Raw genomic sequence first — 23,376 nt, 5'->3', positions numbered from 1 at the left:
CTCCTGGGTAATCGGAGGCAATCAGGGACAGTGTAGGCAATGGGATAGATGTTGCCTGTGCCGGCCTCATCGCGGCTGAAGCCGCTCCTACAGAGGTTATGGGATTCCTGTAGGAGCGGCTTCAGCCGCGATGAGGCCAGAACCGTTTAGCTGTCGTACCCGAGATTCGGCGCCAACCAACGCTCACTCACACTGACGTCCTGGCCCTTGCGCACGCTGTAGCTGTCGATCTGGTCCTTGTCGACCTTGCCCACGGCAAAATACTGCGCCTGCGGGTGGGCAAAGTACCAGCCACTGACCGCCGCCGCCGGGAACATCGCAAAGTGCTCGGTCAGGAACACGCCGCTCGGGCCGGTTTCGCCAATCGCCGTGCCATCGAGCAGGCGGAACAGGGTTTCCTTTTCGGTGTGGTCCGGGCAGGCCGGATATCCTGGGGCAGGGCGAATACCGCTGTATTGCTCCTTGATCAGCGCCTCGTTGTCCAGGTGCTCATCACGGGCATAACCCCAGTGCTCCTTGCGAACCTGCTCGTGCAGCCACTCGGCGCAGGCTTCGGCCAGGCGATCGGCCAGGGCCTTGACCATGATCGAGCTGTAGTCGTCACCTTTGTCCTGATAGGCCTTGGCCACTTCCTCGGCGCCGATGCCAGCGGTGGTGATGAAGCCGCCCACGTAGTCGGTGACACCGCTTTCTTTCGGCGCGACGAAGTCAGCCAACGAGAAATTCGGCTTGCCATCCGGCTTGATGGTCTGCTGGCGCAGGTGGTGCAGGGTGGCCAGGGGCTGGCCATTGTCGCCGTAGACCTCGATGTCGTCATCGCCCACCTGGTTGGCCGGCCAGAAGCCGAATACTGCACGGGCGCTGATCAGCTTCTCGTCGATCAGCTTGTCGAGCATTTCGCGGGCGTCGTTGTACAGCGACGTGGCCGCTTCGCCGACCACTTCGTCGGTGAGGATGCGTGGGAATTTGCCGGCCAGGTCCCAGGAAATGAAGAACGGGGTCCAGTCGATGTATTCGGCCAGCGTGCGCAGGTCGATATCGTCCAGCACCTTGACGCCGGTAAAGGAAGGCACGGCTGGCTGGTAGCCGGCCCAGTCGTATTTGGGCTTGGCCGCCACGGCCTGCGCGTAGCTCAGGCGTTCGGTGCGGGCACTGCGGTTGGCGGTGCGCTCGCGCACTTCGACATAGTCCTGGCGGGTCTTTTCGACGAAGCCTGGCTTGAGTTCCTTGGACAGCAACTGGGTGGCCACACCCACGGCACGCGAAGCGTCGGTGACGTAGATCACTGCGTCGTTGTTGTACTTCGGTTCGATCTTGACCGCAGTGTGTGCCTTGGAGGTAGTGGCACCACCGATCATCAGCGGTAGCTCGAAGCCTTGGCGCTGCATCTCGCGGGCGACGTGGACCATCTCGTCGAGCGACGGGGTGATCAGGCCGGACAGGCCGATGATGTCGCATTTCTCGTCGCGGGCGGTCTGCAGGATCTTCTCCGCCGGCACCATCACGCCGAGGTCGACGATGTCATAGCCGTTGCAGCCCAGCACCACGCCGACGATGTTCTTGCCAATGTCGTGCACGTCGCCTTTGACCGTGGCCATCAGGATCTTGCCCTTGGCTTCCGGCTTGTCGCCTTTCTCGGCTTCGATGAACGGGATCAGGTGGGCAACGGCCTGTTTCATCACGCGCGCCGACTTGACCACCTGGGGCAGGAACATCTTGCCGGCACCGAACAGGTCGCCGACTACGTTCATGCCGCTCATCAGCGGGCCTTCGATGACCTCGATGGGGCGCGCACATTGCTGGCGACACTCCTCGGTGTCTTCGACGATGTGCGCGGTGATGCCCTTGACCAGGGCATGCTCCAGGCGCTTGCCGACCGGCAGCGAACGCCAGGCTTCGTTCTCGACTTCCTTGGTGGCACCGCCGCCCTTGTAGTCGTCGGCGATGGCCAGCAGGGCGTCGGTACCTTCCGGCGTGCGGTTGAGCACCACGTCCTCGACCTTCTCGCGCAGCTCGGCCGGGATCTCGTCGTAGATCTCCAGTTGGCCGGCGTTGACGATACCCATAGTCAGGCCATTGCGGATGGCGTGGAACAGGAACACCGAGTGGATGGCTTCACGCACCGGGTTGTTGCCGCGGAACGAGAACGACACGTTGGACACACCGCCCGAGCTCAGCGCATGGGGAAGGTGATCACGGATGTAGGCACAGGCCTCGATAAAGTCGACGGCGTAGTTGTTGTGCTCTTCGATGCCAGTGGCGACGGCGAAGATGTTCGGGTCGAAGATGATGTCTTCCGGCGGGAAGCCCACTTCGTTGACCAGGATGTCGTAGCTGCGCTGGCAAATTTCTTTCTTGCGAGCGGCGGTGTCGGCCTGGCCGACCTCGTCGAAGGCCATCACCACGACGGCGGCGCCATAGCGCTTGCACAGGCGCGCGTGGTGCTTGAACTGCTCGACGCCTTCCTTCATCGAGATCGAGTTGACGATGCCCTTGCCCTGGATGCACTTGAGGCCAGCCTCGATTACTTCCCATTTGGAGGAGTCGATCATGATCGGCACGCGGGAGATATCCGGCTCGCCAGCAATCATGTTGAGGAAGCGGACCATGGCAGCCTGGGAGTCGAGCATCCCTTCGTCCATGTTGATGTCGATGACCTGGGCGCCGGCTTCGACCTGCTGCAGGGCGACTTCCAGCGCTTCGGTGTAGTTCTCTTCGCGGATCAGCCGGGCGAACTTGGCGGAGCCGGTGATGTTGGTGCGCTCGCCGACGTTGACGAACAACGACTGGCGGTCGATGGTGAACGGCTCCAGGCCCGAGAGGCGGCAGGCCTTGGCGATTTCCGGGATTTCCCGTGGCTTGTACTTGGCCACGGCTTCGGCGATGGCCTGGATGTGGCCTGGGGTTGTGCCGCAGCAACCGCCAATGATGTTGAGGAAGCCGCTGGCGGCAAATTCCTCGACCACAGCGGCCATTTCGGCAGGGGTCTCGTCATATTCACCGAAGGCGTTCGGCAGGCCGGCGTTGGGGTGCGCCGAAACGTGGGTGTCGGCCTTGGTCGACAGCTCTTCGAGGTAAGGGCGCAGGTCCTTGGCGCCGAGGGCGCAGTTCAGACCCACGGAAATCGGCTTGGCATGGCGCACCGAGTTCCAGAAGGCTTCGGTGGTCTGGCCCGACAGGGTGCGGCCCGAGGCGTCGGTGATGGTGCCGGAGATCATGATCGGCAGTTCGATGCCGTCGTCCTCGAACACTTGCTGAACGGCGAAGATCGCTGCCTTGGCGTTGAGGGTGTCGAAAATGGTTTCGATCAGGATCAGATCGGCGCCGCCCTCGATCAGGCCGCGAGTGGCCTCGATGTAGTTTTCCACCAGCTCGTCGAAGGTGACGTTGCGGTAGCCGGGGTCGTTGACGTCCGGGGAAATCGAGCAGGTGCGGCTGGTCGGGCCGAGCACGCCAGCGACGAAACGCGGCTTGTCCGGGGTTTCCAGGGTCTTGGCATCGGCTACCTGGCGGGCGATGCGCGCGCCCTCGACGTTCAGCTCGTAAACCAGCGACTCCATGCCGTAGTCGGCCTGGGAAATCTGCGTGGCGTTGAAAGTGTTGGTTTCGAGGATATCGGCACCGGCGTCCAGGTACGCCTTCTCGATGGCGGCGATGACATCGGGGCGGCTGAGCAGCAGTAAATCGTTGTTACCCTTGACGTCGCTTGGCCAATCGGCGAAGCGCGTGCCACGATAGTCGTGTTCCTCAAGGCGGTAACTTTGGATCATAGTACCCATGCCGCCGTCGAGGATCAGAATGCGCTCTTTGAGTGCGTGCTGGAGTGCTTGGAGACGAGCGCTGCGGTCAGACATAGGAACTACCTGGTCGGGCAAATATCAGAAGGTGCGCAATCTTATCAAACTGCGCGGTTTTTAGGCGCATCGGCCATTTTCATGAATTCTATTCATGTTGAGCCACAGAGCACCCAAGGACGACCAGGCAATCGTGATGGCTTTCAAGAACCAGGACTTTCGGCACATGGTGCATCGCTTTATGGCTGCCGCCTTCGCCCTGCTGATCAGCGGCGTGGCATTCGGGCAAGCCCCCCAATCGAGCCCGGCAATTTCCTACACCCGGGATATCCAGCCGATCTTCACCGAGAAGTGCGTGGCCTGCCACGCCTGCAACGACGCTGCCTGCCAGCTCAAGCTGGAAAGCCCGGAAGGCGCGGTACGCGGCGCCACCAAGGTGCCGGTGTACCAGGGCGAGCGGAGCAAGGCGGTGCCCACCACGCGGCTGTTCTACGACGCCCACAGCGAAGAGGCGTGGCGCAGGAAGGGCTTCTATTCGGTTCTCGACAACCAGGGCAGCCAGGCCGCGCTGATGGCGCGCATGCTCGAACTGGGGCACAAGACGCCGCTCACCCCTAATGCCAAGTTGCCCGAAGAGATCGTCCTGGGGCTGAACCGCAACAACATGTGCCCGCTGCCCCATGAGTTCGACGCCTACGCCGGTGCTCACCCCAAGGAGGGCATGCCGCTGGCGGTCACCGGGTTGACCGACAAGGAATACGCCACGATGCAGCGTTGGCTGGCAGCCGGCGCGCCGGTCGAGTACCAGCCGGTTCAGCCAAGTGCGGCCGAAGCCAGGCAGATCGCCGATTGGGAAGAGCTGCTCAACCGCCCGGGTTCCACCGAGGCACTGGTCGGCCGTTGGCTGTACGAGCACCTGTTCCTGGCGCACATCTATTTCGTTGGCGGCGAGCAAGGTCACTTCTTCCAATGGGTACGCTCGCGCACGCCCAGTGGGCAGCCGGCCGACATCATCGCCACGCGCCGCCCCAACGACCCGCCTGGTACCGACTTTTATTACCGGCTGATCCCGGTGCAGGGCGTGATCGTGCACAAGACCCACATCACTTACCCGATGGGGCCGCAGAAGCTCAAGCGGGTGAAGCAGCTGTTCTACGCCGGCGACTGGCATGCCGCCGCGCTGCCGGGCTATGGCCCACGGCACCGGGCCAACCCGTTCGAGACCTTCGAGGCGATCCCGGCCGTGGCGCGCTACCAGTTCATGCTGGATAACGCCGAATACTTCGTGCGCACCTTCATCCGTGGCCCGGTGTGCCGGGGGCAGATCGCCACCGACGTGATCCGCGACAACTTCTGGGCGTTGTTCCAGGAGCCGGCCCACGACCGCTACATCACCGATGCCAAATACCGGGGTGAAGCCACGCCGCTGCTGGCAATGCCGGGGCAGATCGACGACGTCGGCAGTGTGTTGTCGTTGTGGCACGCCTACCGCGACAAGCGCAACGAATATGAAAAACTGCGTCGCGAAGCCTACGCCGACATGCCGGCACCGGGCTGGGCGACCCTGTGGGCCGGCAACGACAACGCGCTGCTGAGCATCTTCCGCCACTTCGACAGTGCGGCGGTGACCAAGGGCCTGGTCGGCGACGTGCCGCTGACCATGTGGCTGTTCGACTACCCACTCTTCGAGCGCACCTATTACCAGCTGGCAGTCAACTTCGACGTGTTCGGCAATGTCTCGCACCAGTTGCAGACGCGCCTGTACTTCGACCTGATCCGCAATGGCGCCGAGGTCAATTTCCTGCGCCTGATGCCGGCCGACCAGCGCGGCGCAATCCTCAGCGACTGGTACCAGAGCGGCGGCAAGGTGAAGATGTGGCTCGATTACGAAGACATCGACACCGACACGCCCAGCGGCATCAAGCTCGACCCACGCGATGCCAAACGCGACTTCGGCCTCAAACTGCTGCAGCGCACCGGTAGCCTGAATGCCGCGCCCGACCCGATCAACCGCTGCCAGGGCGCCTACTGCTCACGGCCGCAGATGAACGAGGAATTCCGCAACGTCGAGCAGTCGCTGAGCCGCCTGGTCTCTCGCCCGGCCGCGGGTCTGAAAGTGATCAATCAACTGCCCGAGGCGACCATGCTGCGCATCGAAGGGCAGGGCGGCCAGCGCCAGGTCTACAGCCTGCTGCGCAACCGTGCGCACAGCAACGTCGCGTTCCTGCTGGGCGAGGCATCACGCTACCAGCCGGGGCTGGATACCCTGACCTTGTACCCAGGGGTGCTCAGCAGCTATCCCAACTTCATCTTCAACATTCCAGCGGCGGATGTGCCGGAGTTTGTCGAGGACATGGAGTACGCACGTGACGATGCGGCCAAGTTCGAACGCATTGTCATGCGCTGGGGCGTGCGCCGCAGCCACCCGGAGTTCTGGCGCTACTTCCATGACCTGACCACCTTCATCCAGGAAACTGATCCGGTGGAGGCGGGGGTGCTGGACATGAACCGCTACGAGAACCTCTGATCGGTTGAGCTGACCTTTCCGGCACACCTGCGGTCGGAATCGGTGGGTGGCCCTTGCCAGCAACTGCGCTGGCAAGGGCCTCAATGCACCGGCAAGCGCAGGGTATTTCATGCTGTATTCGCTTCAGGCACTGCGGGCGTTCGCCGCCTGGGTGGTGGTTTGTCACCACTTCATGCAGATCTTCTTCGACTTCCATGCCACCGGGCCCATTGGCCAATTTCTTACCGATCGCGGCGCCGTGGGTGTCGACATCTTCTTCGTCATCAGCGGGTTGGTGATCTACCTGTCGACCCGTGACAAAGCCATCGAACCACGGCAATTTCTGCTTAATCGCGCGCTGCGTATCGTCCCTGCCTATTGGTTCTATACCGCGCTCATGGCGGCGCTGTTGCTTGCGTTCAGCCAATGGATGCCGCACCAGGAATTCGACTGGCGTCATTTGCTCCTGTCACTGCTGTTCATCCCGGCCGAGAACCCCGGCGGCTATGGCCTGTACCCAACGTTGAACGTGGGCTGGACGTTGAACTTCGAGATGTTCTTCTACCTGCTTTTCGGCCTGGCATTCCTAGTTCGCCAGCGCCATCACCTGCTGCTGGTGACGGCGGCGTTGTTGCTGGTCAGCGAAGTGCTGGGCCGTTTGGGTGTGCTCAGCCGCTTCTACAACAACGACATCATCTACGAGTTTCTGCTGGGTATCGGTATCGGCGTGCTGTACCGCCGTGGTCTGGTGCGTGAGGGCCTGTGGTTGCCGTTGGTGGTGCTGGGCTTGGCGGGCTATGCGATCTATCACCTGGACGCGTCCAACCGGCTGCTGCACTGGGGCGTGCCGAGTGCCCTGGTAGTGCTCGCGTTCGTTTCCCTGGAGCCGTACTTCCAGGGCAACCGGATCCTCAAGGCGCTGGGCGATTGTTCGTATTCGGTCTACCTGATCCACGTGCTGGTGCTGTATGCCGGCTGGTTCGCCAGCCAGCGCCTGCACCTGAATCCGTACCTGGTCTTCGCCCTGTGCGTGCCGTCCATTGGACTAATGTCGTGGTTCAGCTACCAGTGGCTGGAGCGCGGCCTGTACCGGCGCATGCAGGCCTGGGTGGCGGCATCGCGGGAGCAAACACCGGCATTTGCGCTTTCCCGAGTCAAATGCTAGGACTTTGTTCAAAGGCCAGGTTGGCGTACACTTGGCCGCAAGTCTGTGAGGAACTTCCATGAGCGCTATAACCATTACTGACGCCGCCCATGATTACCTGGCCGATCTGCTCTCCAAGCAGAACACGCCTGGCATTGGCATCCGCGTTTTCATCACCCAGCCGGGCACCCAGTACGCCGAGACGTGCATCGCCTACTGCAAACCGGGTGAAGAGAAGCCCGACGACGAACCGGTCGGCCTGAAAAGCTTCACCGCCTACCTGGATGCGGTCAGTGTACCCTTCCTGGAAGACGCGCTGGTCGACTACGCCACCGACCGCATGGGCGGCCAGCTGACCATCAAGGCACCTAACGCCAAAGTGCCGATGGTCAACGAAGACAGCCCGATCAACGAGCGCATCAACTATTACCTGCAGACCGAGATCAACCCGGGCCTGGCCAGCCACGGCGGCCAGGTGAGCCTGGTCGACGTGGTCGACGACGGCATTGCCGTGCTGCAGTTCGGTGGCGGTTGCCAGGGCTGTGGCCAGGCCGACGTCACCTTGAAGGAAGGTATCGAGCGCACCCTGCTCGAGCGCATTCCGGAACTCAAGGGTGTGCGTGACGTGACCGACCACACTCAGAAAGAAAACGCCTACTACTGATCGGTTGCAGTTCGCGCTCCTAGCAACAAACTGTTACGGATTCAACCCCTGCGACAACAGGCCGCAGCCCGTGTTTAAAGGGCTGCAGGCCATCATCGCCTTCGTTGGGTAGAAGCACCGGGGGTGTCATGCCAGAATGCCCCGGTTTTTCGGCCGGCCCGTCCCGAGGGCCGGCACCTTCCCTGTAAAGGATGGTTCCATGAATGATCTGTTGACCCGGCGCGCAGTTGTCGCCGGGATGGGCGTTCTCGGGCTTGGCCTGCTGGCAGGCTGCAACCCGGCCCGGGGGCTTGAGTTCAAGTACGGCAAGAACATGAGCAACGAAATCCTCGGGCGCAAGTTCCGCCTCAAGGATACCCAGGGCAACGACGTCACCCTGTCGAGCTTCTACGGCAGCATGCCGATGATCTTCTTCGGCTTCACCCAGTGCCCGGCGGTCTGCCCGACCACGCTGGCGCGGGCGGCGCAAATCAGGAAATTGCTCAAAGGCCGTGACCGCGAGTTGTTCCGCGTGGTGTTTATCACCCTCGACCCGGAACGCGACACCCCCGAAGTGCTCGACGCCTACGTCAAGGCTTTCGACCCGACGTTCGAGGCGCTGACCGGTACACCGGAAGAAATTGCCGAGGTGGCCCGGGAATTCAAGGTGTTCTACGAGAAAGTCTCGGCCGGTGACACCTACACCATCTCTCACTCGTCCACCAGCTACGTCTACGATACACGTGGCACCCTGCGCCTGAGCCTGGGCCATTCGCTGAATGCCAAGGAATGCGCGGAAGACCTGCTTACACTGATGGAGATCTGCTAATGGCTGTATCACTGCAACCGATCAAGCGTGGCCTGGCCGCCGTCGCCCTGTTGGGCCTGGCCTTGCCAGCCCTGGCACAGACCACCGTGAGCGATGCCTGGGTGCGTGCCAGCGTCCCGCACCAGCAGTCGACCGGCGCGTTCATGACCCTGACCGCCAGCAGCGACAGCAAGCTGGTAGGCGTGGCAACGCCCGTGGCCAAGAGTGTGCAAGTGCACGAGATGACCATGAACGGTGATGTGATGGGCATGAAGCAAGTCGAGGCCGTCGCGCTGCCTGCCGGCAAGCCGGTGAGCCTGGACCCGAACGGCTATCACGTGATGCTGATGGGGCTTACTCAGCAGGTGAAGGAAGGCGAGAAAGTGCCACTGACCCTTACCGTTGAAGATGCCAAGGGCGCAAAGGAAACCCTGCAAGTGCAGGCAGAGGTCCGAGCGCTCAACGCCGAGGCTGGCGGCGGGCATGACCACATGCACATGAACCACTGACCGACGAAAGGGCCGCATCAGCGGCCCTTTTTCATGCTGCGATGCTTCAGCTACGGAAGCGGGGCAGCGGCCTTTCGAGGGTCAGCGAGGTCAAGGTCTTGCGTACCTGGGCTTCGTCGGCCTCCAGGGCCTTGAGGCTTGCGCGGATCTTGCCGGCGGCGGGCACATCGCCCTGCCGGTCGATCCAGTCGGCAATCTCCTTGCAGGCGCTGCTCAGGCAGGCCTGACGCTGGTTCATCAGCGATATGAGGGTGGTGAGCTCTCTTTCAGACATGGCAGGATCCTCCGTTTAGCCCCCTCAGTGTAGCAGTGGCCGGCGTAATTGCCTGAGGCTAGCCGTGCAGGCAGGCGGTGCGGTAAGCGCCTGGCGTAACGCCATAGGCTTGCTTGAACTGCCGGCTGAGGTGGCTCTGGTCTGCGAACCCCAGGTTGAACGCGACGTCGGTTGCCGCCTGGCCGCTCTTCAGCAGCTCCCGGGCGCGGACCAGGCGGCGCTGCTTGAGCCAGGCGTGGGGCGGCAGGCCAGTGGCCTGGCGGAACACGCGAGCGAAGTGGAACGGCGAGAGGTTGACCGCCGACGCCAGCGCTTCCAGCGAGGGTGGATCCGTCAACGTGCTTTCAAGCAACTCTCGGGCGCGAGCCACGGCCAGTGGCTCGTTGCCGGGGGCGCTGGGTGCGCGGCAGTGGCCGTGGCGTTGGACCAACGCCAGCACAGCCTGGCGCCAGGCGGTCTGTTGCTCCAGGGCGCTGGCGCCGGCCTCCGATAGCTGGTGCAACTGGCTGAAGGCCTGCGCCAGGGCGGGGTCGTTGATGACACTGTCCTTGAACAGCGGCATGCCGTGATGCCCCAGCTCCAATTCATCCAGCACCCCGGTCACCCGCTCATGCTCTGGGTAGAAACCGCGGTAGCGCCAGCCTGCCTCATGCGCAGTAGCCCCCGTATGCAGTTCATCCGGGTTGATCAGCACCATGCTGCCGACCGGCGCCAGGTGCTCGCTACCACGGTGCCAGAAGCGCTGGGCGCCGGACTCGATCACGGTGAACACATAGCCCTCATGCACGTGCGGGGCAAAGCGTTGCTGGAAATAACGTGCATGCAGCATCTCGACGTCGCCGAGGGCGGGCGCCTGCCAAAGGTGGGTCTGTTCGCGCAGGGGCGTGCTCATGCCAGCCAGCTGCGCAGCAGGAAGAAGATCAACATGCTCACCAGCATGCTCAGCAATACGCTGCGGGTCAACAGCACCAGGGCGATGGCCACCACGGCGCCAAGCAGGTAGGGGTTTAGCGGGCTGAGGTCGAGCTGGTGGCCAGGCAGGAAGATGATCGGCCCGCAGATCGCGGTCAGCATGCCCGGCACGGCGAAGCCGAGGAACTGCCGAGCATTGGAGCTCAGGCGCAGAGGCAGGCGCGGTTCCAGGAAGGCGTAGCGGTTGAGGAACACCACAGCGCCCATGGCGAAGATCAGCAACCAGGTCATGTGCGTGCTCCGGAAAATTTCTGGCAGATGAAGCCGGCAGCCATGCCCAGCAGGCCGGCAGCCACCAGCGCGGTTTCCCAGTGCCAGTAGCTGAACAGCACGGAGCAGAACAGCGAGACCGCCACGCACACCACGGTAGGGAGGTTGCGTACCAGCGGCGCGATCAGCGCGACAAAGGTGGCGACGATGGAAAAGTCCAGACCCAGTTGGTCCAGGTGCGGGATGTTCTGACCCAGCACGATGCCGGCCAAGGTGAACAGGTTCCAGGCGACGTAGAACGTCAGGCCGACCCCCAGTGCGTACCAGCGGTTGAACTGCTGTTGGTCGTAATGGCTGGTCAGGGCGAAGAACTCATCGGTCAACAGGAAGCCCAGGCCAAGCCGCCAGCGCAGCGGCTGATTCGACAGCACGGGGCGCATGGACAGCCCGTAGAGCAAGTGCTGTGACGTCAGCAGCAGGGTGGTCAGCAGGATCGACATCAGGTTGGCACCACCCTTGAGCATGCCGATGGCCACCAGTTGCGCTGCGCCAGCAAAGACGATCGCCGACAAGCCCTGGCCCTCCCAGGGGCTGAGATTGGCCTCGATGGCCATTGAGCCTGCGAGCAGGCCCCAGGGCGCTACGGCCAGGGACAACGGAACGATGGCGACGGCGCCGTGCAGAAACGCTTGGCGGGCAATGGCAGGGCTGGTGGACATGATGGCTGCGACACTGTTGTTTGGTAGAGCAGCATGCCAGACGGCGCAGGCGGCTGGCTTGAACGATCTTGCTGGTTTGCCGCAGGCGCTATCACTGTCAGCGCTGGCTGGTCAGCCTTTGTTGCGCGGCGACGCAACCATTGATTTCCACGGCTTTGTGCAGCAGGTCCTGGCGGCGTTGCGGGTCTAGGTCGCCCAGCAACCGGTACACCTCAGCCTGATAGTCGCGTTGACGCCCCCACTGCATCTGCAACCCTTGTGGCTGACTGCGGGCGCAGGCCAGGCGTGCGGCGGGCTGCGGGTAGTAGGGCGCGTACAGCGTCGCCATGCCGGGAATCGCTTCGAGCGCTTCGCGATAACGACGGCTGGCATTGTAAGGCGAGCACCAGGTGGCAATCGCCGTAGCAGGCGGGGCGAAGCCTTGTTGCAGGCTTGCCTCCAGCAATGGGCAAGCAGCGGCGGGAATTTGCGCTGCGGGCAGGTAGGTCGTGTAGTACAGCGCCAGGCGATATTGGGCGACGGGGTGGCCGAGCTCCACCGATTTTTTCAGCAAGGCCACCGCTGTTGGCAGAGTGCGGGCCATGGCTTGCCCCTGGCGGTTGAGCTCTGGATCGTCACCAATGGCCGTACGCAGCGTGCTGCCGCTATCGTCCTGATTATCGGCCTGCTCCAGCAGCGGCAGGGCTTGGCGGTAGAGCAGGTCGGCGTGTGGGTCGATGCGCACCTCGAGTGCTTGCGCGGCAAATGGAGCCAGCGTGGCGAGCAGCACAGGCACAAGGGCAGCGCGACTCATGGGCGCGCCTCGCAAGCGACGCGTGCAGGGCTGGCAGCCAAGTACGGGAGGACGGCAGGAATGTTCATCACAGGTACGCGTGCGCCTCAGGCGAATCGGAACGACGCCCTATTCTAGCCAAGCGTGGGGGGCTACCGAAAGGGCGGCGCCCAACCTTCAGACGAGCTTGATCGGCGTGACCTTGCGCTGGGCGTGTTTTTCCTGTGCCAAGCCAAGTTTGGCGGTGATCACCTTGGCCAGTGCATTGTTGCCCAGGTCGTTAAGGTGCAGGCGGTCGATGAACAGGTCGGCGCCGAACACCGGAGAGCTGCTGAGCATGCTGTTCATGTCGTAGCAAGGCACAGGGTCTGCCTGGTTCTTGATGCGCCTGAAAAACGCTGTGTGCAGCTGGCTGTCGAATACACCATCGAGCAGGCGGTCGAAGTTTGCCGGTTGTCGCTCCAGTGCCGCCAACATGGCCTGTTCGCCAGCAGGCAGGGACTCGCGGCACCAAGGCAACAGCGGTTGCAGGATGAAGGTGAGGGTGGCATGGCTGTCAGCCAGCATGCGCTCCCACTGCAGCAAGGTTCGGCCGATGTTATCGGCAGCCCCGGCCAGGCGCTTCTCGGCCGGGGGCAGCGGCCAGGCGGGTGCGGGTGCCTGGCGACGTGGGGCCAACGCCTGGCTTAGCCGTTGCCACAAAGATTTTCGGCGCACTGGGCGGGTGGGTGGCATACCCTCGTTGAAGCTGTTGAGAAAATCTTGCTGTACCTGAAACTGCTCCTGGCCCTGCGCGCCGGCCAGTACATCGCCGAGGGCCTGGTGGGCCACGGTGTTGATGCCGCTGAGAACCACCACATGGCCGATCTCGCCGAGGCGATGCTGGTGGGTGAGGAACAACAATAACTCCTGGCTTGCATTGAGTCCGCACCCCGCGAGGTTCAACCACACCTCCCCGGTCAGCGTCGACAGGTGCGAGGCCACGGTATGCTCATCGCAACTGGCACCGATACCCAACGCGGTCGAGCCGCCGACCAGCAGGTTGACCCGCTGCCCACTGCCCCGTTCGCCGGCCGAGAAGCGCTTGCCAGCGCTATGACTGTATCGCAGGCCGAGTGCATCGGTGTTGATGGTGCCGGAGCGGTAGCCACGCTCGTGGACATGCAGCGTATGGGGGGCACGGCGGCTGCCCAGTTGCAGAAAGTGCTGGTAGTCCTGTGGCAGTGGCGATGGCAAGCCCTGGCCTAGCGTTGCGGTGGTGGACGGCGTCATGGTGCTCCTTGTCGTCTGGCCTGGCGAGTCGTAGCAGAAGCCGGCGTCAGCCCGCCAGCTCCTTGAAGTTGTAAGCCAGCCCGCCAACCGCGATCAGCAATAGGGCGGCTCCCGAGGCCAAGGAAATCATGCGATTGCTGCGTTGCGAGGCGATCTTGCCGATGGCGAAGATGTACAGGCTGAGCACGGCGAAATCGATGACCACCCACAGCAGCGACAGCACTACCATGCTTTTGCCGAACGACTCGGTGATCTGGATGAACTGTGGGAAGAAGGCGATGAAGAAAATGATGTCCTTGGGGTTGGAAATACCCACCATGAAGCCTTGCCACAAGCCACCGCGCCCGGCTTTCGGTGGTTGTACCTCGGCGTGAGCGGCAGGCGCCTGCAGGCTCTCGCGCAGGGTGCCAACGGCGATATAGCCGATGAACAGGCAACCAAGCAGGCTCATGCCACTGAGCCAGGCCTTGTCGATGGCCGCGCTGGTGAGGATGACCCAGGCAGCGGCGCCGATCAGCACCAGCGATGCCCAGTTGGTGCCGACGGCGGTGAACATGGCCTTGCGTGAGCCAGACGCGGCGGCGGTGTTGACGATCAATGCCACCACGGGCCCGGGCGTGGCTATCAACAGCAGGACGGTCAGTGCATAGGTAGCAGTCAGTGCGGTATTCACGGTCAGTTCTCGATCAGTGTGTCGGGTGTGGCGTGGACGTTGGCATGAAAGGGGCAGCGCGACGGTTGCAGCGAGCCTGCTTCCTGCAGTTGGTATTGCTTCCATTCGAAGTTGTCGTCCTGGCCGAAGAAGCCCAGGGTGTCGGGCATCACGCCGTCGTTGTAGTGGCGCACCCGTTCGCGGATGCGCGCGCGGATACGTTGGCCGCTTTCGGTGGCAGCGTTGGCCACTTCGTCGAAGTTTTCCCGTGGGTTGATGACGAAGGTGATGTGGTTGCCCAGGTTGCGGCTTTTCATCTGCTGGTGGCCGGGGAAGTTCATGTTGATGAACAGCGGCATGCCGGCATAGCAGAACGACCAACCGCTGTCCTGAGGGTCACTCGGGATCGCCTGGGGCCACGGATGCGGGTCGCGGGCATGTACGCCGCGCAATACTTTCCAGGCCAGTGCCTGCTGTTCGGCGAGGGTGCTACCGGCAATGGTTTCGAGAAACACGACCAGCGGGCTGCCGATGCGTTGCTTGATCGGAATGGGTGTGATGGTGCGGATGTAGTCGGCCAGCCCTTGGGCGATGTCATCGGCCAACTGCTCGGCACGGGCGAAGAGGATATGGCAGGATTCGCCGGCCACCGCCTTGCGCCCGAACAGGCACGGAAAGTCGGGATTGGCGAGGATGTTGCGAAAATGTTGTAGGGTGGTGTGCGTCCAATGTTGCGTATTTCGCTCATGTCCAGCGGCCAGCTCTAGCGCATCCAGGCGATAGCAGTTTCCATAACCCGTAAACATGTATTTCCCCAGGCGTTTATTCAGCAGAAAGATGCAGGCACATGCAGGCAGGTTTTTGACATATCGTTGTTATTTACCTGCATTTTCTGAGACGCAGTTAACGTTGTAAAACGCGTGGAACTATGACCTACTATTAGCCTCACTCATGCTTCGGGGGCTTCATGTCAGAACGGATTCAGGCCTTGCACGCGCTACGTGCCTTCGAAGTCGCCTCGCGTTACGGGTCGTTCACCCGTGCGGCCGAAGAGCTGGCGCTGACACAAGGCGCAGTCAGCCACCACATCAAGACCCTGGAAGGCCTGTTCGGCTGCGACCTGTTCGAACGCCGCGGCCCCAAGCTGAGCCTCACCGAGCACGGTCGGCTGCTGTCCCAGGAGCTCAAGGTCGGTTTCAAAATTATCGAAAACGCCTGCGCGCTCCTGCGTCAGGACCGTTACGGGCTACGCCTCAAGGCGCCCTCGACGCTCACCGTGCGTTGGCTGCTGCGGGCACTGGATGCGTTCAAGAAGATCGACGACAGCTGCAGCGTTCAGCTGTCGAGCGTGTGGATGGACATTGATTCGGTGGATTTTTACTCCGAGCCCTACGATTGCGCCTTTCTTCTGTCCAATGGCCGCTTTGCCACCGATGTCGAGAGCTTCAAGCTGTTCGATGAGTGGCTGATACCGGTGTGCCATCCCGACTACATGAAGCATGAGCAGCCAGCGCTGGGCGATTTGCGCCAGTGTGAACTGCTGCACCCTTCGGCGGACCGGCGCGACTGGCGGCGTTGGTTGGCGCGCATGGACGCACAGGACATCAGCATCGACCAGGGCCAGGTGTTCGATACCCTTGATCAGGGGATTTCTGCGGCCCAGCAAGGCCTGGGCATCTCGGTGGTGGATCTGGTGCTGGCCAGCGCCGACCTGGGCGCAGGGCGCCTGGTGACGCCGTTCAAACATGCGGTGGCGACCGGCGACGGGTATTACATGACCTGGCTCAAGTCCAGCCCCAAGGCACGGCAGATGCAGAAGCTGCGTGACTTCCTGGTCGGCCAGGTGCCGCCCCTGGCTTACAAGGACATCAACTACCTGTACGGTTGATGGCCCGCACAGCGGTAGAATTGGCCCATCCGAACCATCGGCCATACCGAGGACAACGCAGTGGAGTTGCAGCAGGGCTTTGTCCTGACCCGACATTGGCATGACACGCCCGAAGGCACCTGCGTGGAGTTCTGGCTGGCCACCGATCACGGGCCGCGTCTGGTACGCCTGGCCGCGCAAGACTCGGTGATGTTCATCCTGCAGGCGCAGGCGGAACACGCGCGGCTTTTACTGGCTGGGGAAGCCGGCGTCGAACTCAAGCCCCTGCGCCTGCGCGATTTCGAGCATCGACCGGTGCTGGGCGTCTATTGCCGTCAGCACCGCCAACTGATGCAACTGGAGCAGCGTCTGCGCAGTGCCGGCGTCGAAGTGTTCGAAGCCGATGTCCGCCCGCCGGAACGCTACCTGATGGAGCGGTTCATCACCGCAGGGGTGCAGTTCGTCGGCCAGCCGGATGCTCAAGGGGTGATCTGCGCTGCCCAGCTCAAACCTTCGCCGCACTACCGTCCACCGCTGCGCCTGGTGTCACTGGATATCGAGACCAGCGAGCGGGGTGAACTCTACAGCATTGCCCTTGAGGGCTGTGGCCAGCGCCAGGTGTTCATGCTCGGCGCTGCCGATGGCCAGGCCGCCGACGTGGATTTCGACCTGCAGTACTGCAACGATCGCGCGGAGTTGTTGCACTGCCTCAACCAGTGGATGGCCGAACACGACCCCGATGCGATCATCGGCTGGAACCTGGTGCAGTTCGACCTGCGCCTGCTGCATGAACACGCCAAGCAATTGCAGGTTCCGTTAGCCTTGGGGCGTAACGGCGCCGCCATGACCCTGCGTGCCCAGGCCAGCCGTGGGCATGTGTTCGCCGATGCGCCCGGCCGGCTGCTGATCGACGGCATCGAGGCGTTGCGTTCGGCGACCTGGAGTTTCTCCTCGTTCAGCCTGGAGAACGTTGCCCAGACGCTGCTGGGGGAGGGCAAGGCGATCGACACGCCGTACCAGCGCATGGACGAGATCAACCGCATGTTCGCCGAGGACAAGCCCGCGCTGGCCCGTTATAACCTCAAAGACTGCGAGCTGGTGACGCGGATCTTCGCCCATACCCGGCTGCTGGAGTTTCTGCTCGAACGTTCATCCGTTACCGGGTTGGCGGTGGATCGCAGCGGCGGTTCGGTGGCCGCGTTCTGTCACCTGTACATGCCGCAGATGCATCGGCTGGGCTTCGTCGCCCCTAATCTGGGCAGCCGCCCGGATGAGGCCAGCCCCGGAGGTTTTGTCATGGACTCGCGCCCGGGCCTGTATGACTCGGTGCTGGTGCTTGACTACAAAAGCCTGTACCCCTCGATCATTCGCACCTTTCTCATTGACCCTGTGGGCCTGGTCGAAGGTTTGCGCCAGCCGGAAGACGCGCACTCGGTCGAGGGCTTTCGTGGTGGCCGCTTCTCGCGCCGCGTGCATTGCCTGCCGGCCATCGTCGAGCGCGTGTGGCAGGGCCGGGAAGCCGCCAAACGTGAGGGCAATGCGCCGTTGTCGCAAGCGCTGAAGATCATCATGAATGCCTTCTACGGCGTGCTCGGTTCCAGCGGTTGCCGCTTCTTCGACCCGCGTCTGGCATCCTCGATCACCATGCGCGGTCATCAGATCATGCGCCAGACCCGCGCGCTGATCGAGGCGCGGGGTTACGACGTGATCTACGGTGACACCGACTCCACCTTTGTCTGGCTCAAGGGCGCACATGGCGAAGAGGCTGCTGCGCGCATCGGCCGCGAGCTGGTGCTTGAGGTCAACCAGTGGTGGCGTGAGCATCTGCGCGAAACCGTGGGCCTGGAAAGCGCCCTGGAGCTGCAATTCGAAACCCATTACCGACGCTTCCTGATGCCGACCATTCGGGGAGCCGACGAAGGCAGCAAGAAGCGCTATGCCGGCCTGGTGCAGCGCGCCGATGGCAGCGAGGACATGGTCTACAAGGGCCTGGAATCGGTGCGAACGGACTGGTCGCCGTTAGCCCGGCAGTTCCAACAGGCGTTGTACGGTCGCGTTTTTCGCGGCCAGCCGTACCGTGACTATGTGCGCGGTTTCGTGCAGCAGACGCTGGCCGGTGAGCTGGACGAACTGCTTGTTTACCGCAAGCGCCTGCGCCGTCCGTTGGCCGAATACCAACGCAACGTTCCGCCCCATGTACGCGCTGCACGCCTGGCCGATGAATTCAACACCCGCCTGGGGCGCGCGCGGCAGTACCAGAATGGCGGTTGGATCAGCTACGTCATCACCACGGCCGGCCCGGAACCGCTGGAAAACCTGCAGTCGCCCATCGACTACGAACATTACCTCAGCCGCCAGCTGCAGCCGGTGGCCGATGCCATTCTGCCCTTCGTCGGTGATGACTTCGCGGCGTTGACCGACCGCCAACTGCTCTTGTTCTGAGCGCGGGCGTTAGCTATCTAGCGCCTTAACAACCGTGCCCTGCCTACGCTGGCCTCTTTGATTTCAAGAGGCATCGAGCATGGGTAATGAACTATCGTCGGCGCAACACCGCCACCAGAAATTGCGGCTGGCCAGCGAGGCATTTCAGGATGGCATCATTGCCGAGCGCTTGCCGCAATGGCTGCGCAAGGTCCCCGTCGCGCAGATGCCTGCGCTGAGTCATGCACTGGCCAAGAACCTTGAGTTTCGCCTGCACCTGGCCGCGTTGTTGGCGCGCATCGAAGGTATCGAAGACTTCGTGACGCGGGCACTGGAGGATGCACTGGCACAGCGTTACGGCCTCAGCGGTAACGTGCGGCGAGTGAAGTTTCTCGATGGCCACCGCGAGCCGGTCATCAACGGCCAACCCGTGGGAGCTCACCTCACGGAAGTGGTGTACACCGAAAAGCCGCTGCTCGATGTGGTGCTGCGCAACTTTACCGCCGATGAAGCCAGGCCAGGTGGGCAGCCGGCAGGCAATCGCCTGCTGCTGCCACGGCAGGGGTCGGTCAAGCCGCCGACCGCCATCGAATTTGCCCAGTTGTGCCGAACGCTGGACCTTGGGGAGGGCTACCAGCGCCATCTCGATGCGATTCTGCTCCCTGCACACGATGCGTCGCGCGTGGCCGCTCTGCTGGCTGACGGCTACCGCTACGCCATGCTCGTGGATGCCTACAAGGCCAGCGTGAGCAACAAGCTGGACGCCAGCGAGCTGGCATTTATCAGAGCCCTGTGCGTGGAAGGTCAACTACTGCCGCTGGCGGGTGATCGAGTGGTGGCCAAGGGCATGACCCTGCTGGGGTACACGATTGAGCAGGTGGTGGTATTCGAGGTGATCGAGCAGGGCACCTTGTTCGATAACACGCGGCGCCTGTTGCTGTACGTGCCCGGTGACCCGGTGGAGCCCTGGAGTGCGTTCCAGAGCCTAAGCGACCTCGACCGTGCGCTGGGTCATCGCCTGCGCATCAAGACCTACCAACGCTTCTTCAGCCGGTTCGTGCTGCGCAAAGACAGCCAGGCATTCTTTTCCACGGTGGTACCGGTATTCGACGACCTTCCGAAGTGGGCGTTCTACGAACTCAAGCCGCACTTGAAACGCTATCCCGAGCCGCTGTTCGACAGCCTTGCACAGGCGCGCATCCGCCAGATCAAGGAGGACGCGGTGATGGTCGTGATGCCGGTGGCGCGGCTCGACCGTGACCTGCAGCGCGCCCATGACCAGCGGCTTGCCGCCGAGGGCTGGACGCTGCTCAATCTTGCCGGCCTGTTTGTACCGGGCATTGGGCTGGCGCTGCTGGCGGTGGCCGCGTGGGAGTTGCTGGACGAGGTCTACCACGGCATAGAGGCTTGGCGGGACGGCGATCATCAGGAGGCGCTCGATCACTTGACCCATGTCGCCACCGACCTTGCCGTGCTCGCAGCCACGGCGGCGGGCGCCACGGTGGCACGGCGTTTCTGGACGCGCTCCGCTGTGGTCGATGACATGCTGCCGGCGCGGCTGGAGGACGGCAGCAACAAACTCTGGCAGCAAGACCTTGCACTCTATCGCAGCCGGGTCCCCGACGCAGCGGCACCGCCGGATGCATCAGGGGTCCGGCGCCTGAATGAAGACGCTTGGGTCGAAATGGACGGCCACCACTATGCGGTGGTCGAGCCGGCCGGCGTCGGCCAGTGGCAGCTCCGTCCACGTGACGGGCATGGCCCTGCGCTGCGTAACAACGGGGCCGGCGCATGGCGCCTGTGGAGCGAGCAACCCGCAGACTGGGACGACACCCAGCGCATGTTCCGCCGTCTCGGGGAACCTTTGCAGGGCATGAGCGACGAGCAGATCGATGACGTATTGGGTTTCCACGGCCTCGACGCAGACCACCTGCGTGCGTTGCATGTCTATGCCCGCGCGCCGGAGCCCGGGATGCTCGACAGCGCCGAACGCTCCAGGCTGGATCGACGTATTCGCCAGATGATCAGCCGCTTGCGCAGTGGTGAACCGGTCGAGGACCTTGCTGCGCTTGAGTGTGCCCAGCGGCTACCCGGTGCAGTCGGTTTGTCAGACCCAGCACTGGCCGAACTGGCATGGACGCAGCGGCGAGTGTTGCTTGGGCAGCTGTATGACGCGTTGCAGCCAAGCGACAGTCCTGGAAGCCGCATGCTGAGGAGGGTGTTCCCTGGCTTGCACCAGCGTGCCGCACGCGCCTTGCTGGAGGCAGCCAGTGCTGACGACCGACTGCGCCTGCTGCAACACGGGCGGGTGCCGTTGAGCCTGGCCGAAGCCGCCAGGCACAGTAGCATGGCTATTCGCAAGGCGCGGGTGCTTGAGGCGATGTACTTGGACACGCCACAAAATGCCGACCTGGCGCGTGTCGTACTGGGTTTGCTCAAGCATCTGCCGGGTGCTGACCAAGGCGTGCGCTGGCGGCTGTTTGAAGGGAATATCAACGGGCCGTTATTGGTATCCCTGGAGGAGGGCGCGCAGGTTTTCGATCTGGTGCATAGGGACGGCAGCTTCCAGGTGCTCGATGCCCAGGGTGCTCAGCAGGGTGAAGCGGGGGAGTTGTTTGAAGCGATGGCTGCGGTCTATGCACCGGATCAGCGTGAAGCCATGGCGGTTGGCGATCCCTTCGCGCACAACCTCCGAGTACTGCTCGCACGCGAAGCCCGGCAGCGTCGTTCCGAGCTCGACCAACTGCTCGGCCTGCGGCAGCCTGGTGCTTTTCGCCCGCCGCAGCGCCTTCCCGATGGCAGGCTCGGCTATCCCCTGGGCGGTCAGAACACAGGCGGATTCAGGCGCTCCACTCAATCGCTGCCAGCCACCCTGAGAGACCTCTATCCGTCTTTCAGCGACGGGCAATTGGCTGCGTGGACGGAAAACGTCGTGGGCTCGGGGCAGCGGGTCGACGCGGTACTCTCGGCGCTGAATGAACAGCTCACCGCATTGCGTGCCCGGCTCAATGCCTGGGTGGGCGAGGCCAGGGGCGAGTTGCGGGAAGACCGAAGCAGCGTGCGCCGGACATTGCTCGACTGTTGGCAGCGGGTAACCAGTGCGGGGGACCAGCTTGCCAGTACGGAAGAAAACTACCGCCTGGTCATCTACAACACTCGGCCGCAAACGCTGCCTGAGCTGCCTGCGCAGGTGAGCTTCACCCATGTCTCCGACCTGTCATTCTTGCGTATGGGGTTGTCGAGCATTCCCCAAAGCTTTCTCCTTGCCTTCCCGCGTTTGCGGGTACTGGACCTGGGGGGTAATAGGCTCACCCGGTTACCTGAGCCCTTGCTGCAGATGCCCCAGCTACGTCAACTCACCTTGACCAGCAACGAAATCGTGCTGACTACCAGCCAGGCCGCCACGCTGGCAAGTGCCGCTTCCCTTGAGTACATCGATCTGTCCCACAACCCGTTGGGGCGCACCTTCACGCTAAGCGGGTTGACTTCGTTACGCTGGTTAAGCCTGCGTAATACAGGCATCGACAACTTTCCCCATGGCCTGAACGACCGCCTGGGGTTGCTCTACATGGATATGCGCGAGAACCGGATCCACCAGGTTCCACAGTGGTTCTATCAAGCGCCCGTCGGTTTCCGCCGGCGAGTCCGGCTGGCCGGAAATCCTTTGCCGGGGGATGAGCGCCTGAGGTTGCACGCGTCCTTGATGCGGCCTCCCGAGATGGTGCATGAGGCCTTGATGAGGGAGCGGCTCGGTCATGTCCGGGAGGTTTGGGGAGATGCAGTGGGGCCGCGCAATCGTGGCCTGCTGATTGCGACGTGGGAAACGGTGGATGTAGGCGAGTCGTCCAATCGTTTTTTCCGGGTCTTGCGACAACTGCTGTTGTCGGCGGATTTTCGCATCAACGCTGAAGCCCTGGCCTCTCGGGTGCTGGCCTTGCTGCAAGCGATGGGTGAAGAGCCAGCCTTGCGCGAGCAATTGCTGAGCGTGGCCAATGATGAGTGGGGATGCCAGGATGGCGCTACCTGGTGTTTGAGCAACCTTGAAGTGAATGTCCTGGTCTGGCGGGCACGTGCCGAAGGCCAGGCCAACTCTGAGCAGGCGCTGCTCAGGCTGGGGCGGCGCTTGTGGCGCCTGGATGAAGTCGACCGTATTGCCTTGCGGGATATCCTCGATCGCGGCGGCAATCCGGACGAAAGTGAGGTAGGGCTGGCCTATCGGCTGGGGTTACGTGTGCGTCTGGACCTGCCCATCGCGGTAGGCAGCATGAGTTTTCGTCCGCTCGCCGGGGTCAATGAACTGAGCCTGGAGCGCGCAGAAGCGGCTGTCAGAAGGGCGGAAATCCAGGAAACAGTGGCCCGCTCGCTGGTGGATCGGTCGTTTTGGCAGGCCTATCTTGAGCGCACCCATCCCAGCCGCTTCTCGCAGGTGGATGGGCCATTTCAGCGCAGGCTCAGTGCAGTGCTGGATGATCAGTCACTGAGTGACCAGGTCCGCTCGGCGCACTCGGATGCCATCCTCGGCGAGCAGCGTGCAGCGCGGCGTGGGCTGATGCTCGACTTGACCCTGGAAGCCCTGGAAACCGGGCCTGCAGATCAGTCTATCGACGTACGTTGATACCGGCGTTGCCGCCAATGGCTTTGGACTATGCTCAGTCAGGGTGACGGCCGTTTGCTTCAAGGTTGTCATGCCAAGCTGACGCAGCACCGGAAACTGCCAGTTACTTTTCCCTGGCCCTTTGATGCGCGAAGTAGTTTAGGCTCCGGGTCGGATTTTTCTCCGTGATCTGTAGTCTTTGGTTTATCGGAATATAAG

The 23,376-nt window shown here is 62.7% G+C and carries 17 protein-coding genes; 8 read left to right on the top strand and 9 right to left on the bottom strand.

The features are described 5' to 3' along the window. Positions 1 to 146: 146 nt before the first annotated feature. Positions 147 to 3,854, bottom strand: coding sequence for a methionine synthase (metH, locus tag ACIQUF_RS06960; RefSeq protein WP_403129758.1), 3,708 nt, complete (start codon positions 3,852 to 3,854; stop codon positions 147 to 149). A 166-nt stretch (positions 3,855 to 4,020) separates the two neighbouring features. Here metH and ACIQUF_RS06955 point away from each other — a divergent pair, with 166 nt between their 5' ends. The 5 genes from ACIQUF_RS06955 (at position 4,021) to ACIQUF_RS06935 (ending at position 9,404) form a co-directional block, all read left to right on the top strand. Continuing rightward, positions 4,021 to 6,321, top strand: a complete 2,301-nt coding sequence (locus ACIQUF_RS06955; RefSeq protein WP_403130310.1) for a fatty acid cis/trans isomerase — start codon at positions 4,021 to 4,023, stop codon at positions 6,319 to 6,321. Between the two features lie 109 nt (positions 6,322 to 6,430). Continuing rightward, positions 6,431 to 7,465 carry an acyltransferase family protein gene (locus ACIQUF_RS06950; RefSeq protein ID WP_403129756.1) on the top strand — a complete coding sequence of 345 codons (1,035 nt, stop codon included), beginning with the start codon at positions 6,431 to 6,433 and terminating at the stop codon, positions 7,463 to 7,465. A gap of 58 nt (positions 7,466 to 7,523) precedes the next feature. After that, entirely contained in the window at positions 7,524 to 8,108 is a 585-nt protein-coding gene (gene nfuA / locus ACIQUF_RS06945; RefSeq protein WP_400687035.1) for a Fe-S biogenesis protein NfuA, read from the top strand. Between the two features lie 199 nt (positions 8,109 to 8,307). Next, entirely contained in the window at positions 8,308 to 8,916 is a 609-nt protein-coding gene (locus ACIQUF_RS06940) for an SCO family protein (protein ID WP_403129754.1), read from the top strand. Continuing rightward, positions 8,916 to 9,404, top strand: coding sequence for a copper chaperone PCu(A)C (locus ACIQUF_RS06935; protein WP_403129752.1), 489 nt, complete (start codon positions 8,916 to 8,918; stop codon positions 9,402 to 9,404). Before ACIQUF_RS06940 ends, ACIQUF_RS06935 begins: the two co-directional genes overlap by 1 nt. A gap of 46 nt (positions 9,405 to 9,450) precedes the next feature. Here the strand turns inward: ACIQUF_RS06935 and ACIQUF_RS06930 are convergent, their stop codons facing one another. The 8 genes from ACIQUF_RS06930 to ACIQUF_RS06895 all read right to left on the bottom strand — a co-directional run bounded on the left by ACIQUF_RS06930 (position 9,451) and on the right by ACIQUF_RS06895 (position 15,081). Continuing rightward, positions 9,451 to 9,678: a hypothetical protein gene (locus ACIQUF_RS06930; protein ID WP_012313790.1), complete on the bottom strand. Its 228-nt coding sequence runs from the start codon at positions 9,676 to 9,678 to the stop codon at positions 9,451 to 9,453. Between the two features lie 58 nt (positions 9,679 to 9,736). Beyond that, entirely contained in the window at positions 9,737 to 10,570 is an 834-nt protein-coding gene (locus tag ACIQUF_RS06925; protein ID WP_403129750.1) for an AraC family transcriptional regulator, read from the bottom strand. Continuing rightward, the gene (locus tag ACIQUF_RS06920; protein ID WP_403129748.1) at positions 10,567 to 10,881 is read right to left on the bottom strand and encodes an AzlD domain-containing protein; all 315 of its coding nucleotides are present in this window, start codon (positions 10,879 to 10,881) and stop codon (positions 10,567 to 10,569) included. The genes ACIQUF_RS06925 and ACIQUF_RS06920 overlap by 4 nt, the downstream gene beginning before the upstream one ends. Next, entirely contained in the window at positions 10,878 to 11,579 is a 702-nt protein-coding gene (locus ACIQUF_RS06915) for an AzlC family ABC transporter permease (RefSeq protein WP_403129746.1), read from the bottom strand. Before ACIQUF_RS06915 ends, ACIQUF_RS06920 begins: the two co-directional genes overlap by 4 nt. Before the next feature lie 97 nt (positions 11,580 to 11,676). Continuing rightward, positions 11,677 to 12,372 carry a sel1 repeat family protein gene (locus ACIQUF_RS06910; protein ID WP_403129744.1) on the bottom strand — a complete coding sequence of 232 codons (696 nt, stop codon included), beginning with the start codon at positions 12,370 to 12,372 and terminating at the stop codon, positions 11,677 to 11,679. A 156-nt stretch (positions 12,373 to 12,528) separates the two neighbouring features. Continuing rightward, positions 12,529 to 13,623 (bottom strand): hypothetical protein, encoded by a 1,095-nt coding sequence (locus tag ACIQUF_RS06905; RefSeq protein WP_403129742.1) that lies wholly within the window; start codon positions 13,621 to 13,623, stop codon positions 12,529 to 12,531. A 46-nt stretch (positions 13,624 to 13,669) separates the two neighbouring features. Further along, positions 13,670 to 14,296, bottom strand: a complete 627-nt coding sequence (locus ACIQUF_RS06900; protein ID WP_403129740.1) for a LysE family translocator — start codon at positions 14,294 to 14,296, stop codon at positions 13,670 to 13,672. 2 nt (positions 14,297 to 14,298) lie between these two features. Then, positions 14,299 to 15,081 (bottom strand): YqcI/YcgG family protein, encoded by a 783-nt coding sequence (locus tag ACIQUF_RS06895; protein ID WP_403129738.1) that lies wholly within the window; start codon positions 15,079 to 15,081, stop codon positions 14,299 to 14,301. Between the two features lie 161 nt (positions 15,082 to 15,242). On the opposite strand from ACIQUF_RS06895, the gene ACIQUF_RS06890 reads away from it, so the two are divergent. The 3 genes from ACIQUF_RS06890 (at position 15,243) to ACIQUF_RS06880 (ending at position 23,178) form a co-directional block, all read left to right on the top strand. Then, positions 15,243 to 16,163: a LysR substrate-binding domain-containing protein gene (locus ACIQUF_RS06890; protein ID WP_403129736.1), complete on the top strand. Its 921-nt coding sequence runs from the start codon at positions 15,243 to 15,245 to the stop codon at positions 16,161 to 16,163. Between the two features lie 60 nt (positions 16,164 to 16,223). Further along, entirely contained in the window at positions 16,224 to 18,584 is a 2,361-nt protein-coding gene (locus ACIQUF_RS06885; RefSeq protein WP_403129734.1) for a DNA polymerase II, read from the top strand. A 79-nt stretch (positions 18,585 to 18,663) separates the two neighbouring features. After that, on the top strand, positions 18,664 to 23,178 hold the full coding sequence (locus ACIQUF_RS06880) for an NEL-type E3 ubiquitin ligase domain-containing protein (protein ID WP_403129732.1): 4,515 nt from the start codon (positions 18,664 to 18,666) through the stop codon (positions 23,176 to 23,178). Positions 23,179 to 23,376: the final 198 nt, after the last annotated feature.

This window comes from Pseudomonas sp. NPDC090233, assembly GCF_044772285.1.
Classification (GTDB): domain Bacteria; phylum Pseudomonadota; class Gammaproteobacteria; order Pseudomonadales; family Pseudomonadaceae; genus Aquipseudomonas.
The sequence above is the reverse complement of the archived record's forward strand: the minus strand, read 5'-3'. Positions and strand labels throughout refer to the sequence as shown.

Coding starts and splice junctions, on each gene's coding strand:
- ACIQUF_RS06940 (WP_403129754.1), top strand. CDS start 8,308: ATGAATGATCTGTTGACCCGGCGCGCAGTTGTCGCCGGGATGGGCGTT.
- ACIQUF_RS06915 (WP_403129746.1), bottom strand. CDS start 11,579: ATGTCCACCAGCCCTGCCATTGCCCGCCAAGCGTTTCTGCACGGCGCC.
- ACIQUF_RS06955 (WP_403130310.1), top strand. CDS start 4,021: ATGGTGCATCGCTTTATGGCTGCCGCCTTCGCCCTGCTGATCAGCGGC.
- metH (WP_403129758.1), bottom strand. CDS start 3,854: ATGTCTGACCGCAGCGCTCGTCTCCAAGCACTCCAGCACGCACTCAAA.
- ACIQUF_RS06910 (WP_403129744.1), bottom strand. CDS start 12,372: ATGAGTCGCGCTGCCCTTGTGCCTGTGCTGCTCGCCACGCTGGCTCCA.
- ACIQUF_RS06890 (WP_403129736.1), top strand. CDS start 15,243: ATGTCAGAACGGATTCAGGCCTTGCACGCGCTACGTGCCTTCGAAGTC.
- ACIQUF_RS06935 (WP_403129752.1), top strand. CDS start 8,916: ATGGCTGTATCACTGCAACCGATCAAGCGTGGCCTGGCCGCCGTCGCC.
- ACIQUF_RS06895 (WP_403129738.1), bottom strand. CDS start 15,081: ATGTTTACGGGTTATGGAAACTGCTATCGCCTGGATGCGCTAGAGCTG.
- ACIQUF_RS06950 (WP_403129756.1), top strand. CDS start 6,431: ATGCTGTATTCGCTTCAGGCACTGCGGGCGTTCGCCGCCTGGGTGGTG.
- ACIQUF_RS06880 (WP_403129732.1), top strand. CDS start 18,664: ATGGGTAATGAACTATCGTCGGCGCAACACCGCCACCAGAAATTGCGG.
- nfuA (WP_400687035.1), top strand. CDS start 7,524: ATGAGCGCTATAACCATTACTGACGCCGCCCATGATTACCTGGCCGAT.
- ACIQUF_RS06925 (WP_403129750.1), bottom strand. CDS start 10,570: ATGAGCACGCCCCTGCGCGAACAGACCCACCTTTGGCAGGCGCCCGCC.
- ACIQUF_RS06930 (WP_012313790.1), bottom strand. CDS start 9,678: ATGTCTGAAAGAGAGCTCACCACCCTCATATCGCTGATGAACCAGCGT.
- ACIQUF_RS06920 (WP_403129748.1), bottom strand. CDS start 10,881: ATGACCTGGTTGCTGATCTTCGCCATGGGCGCTGTGGTGTTCCTCAAC.
- ACIQUF_RS06905 (WP_403129742.1), bottom strand. CDS start 13,623: ATGACGCCGTCCACCACCGCAACGCTAGGCCAGGGCTTGCCATCGCCA.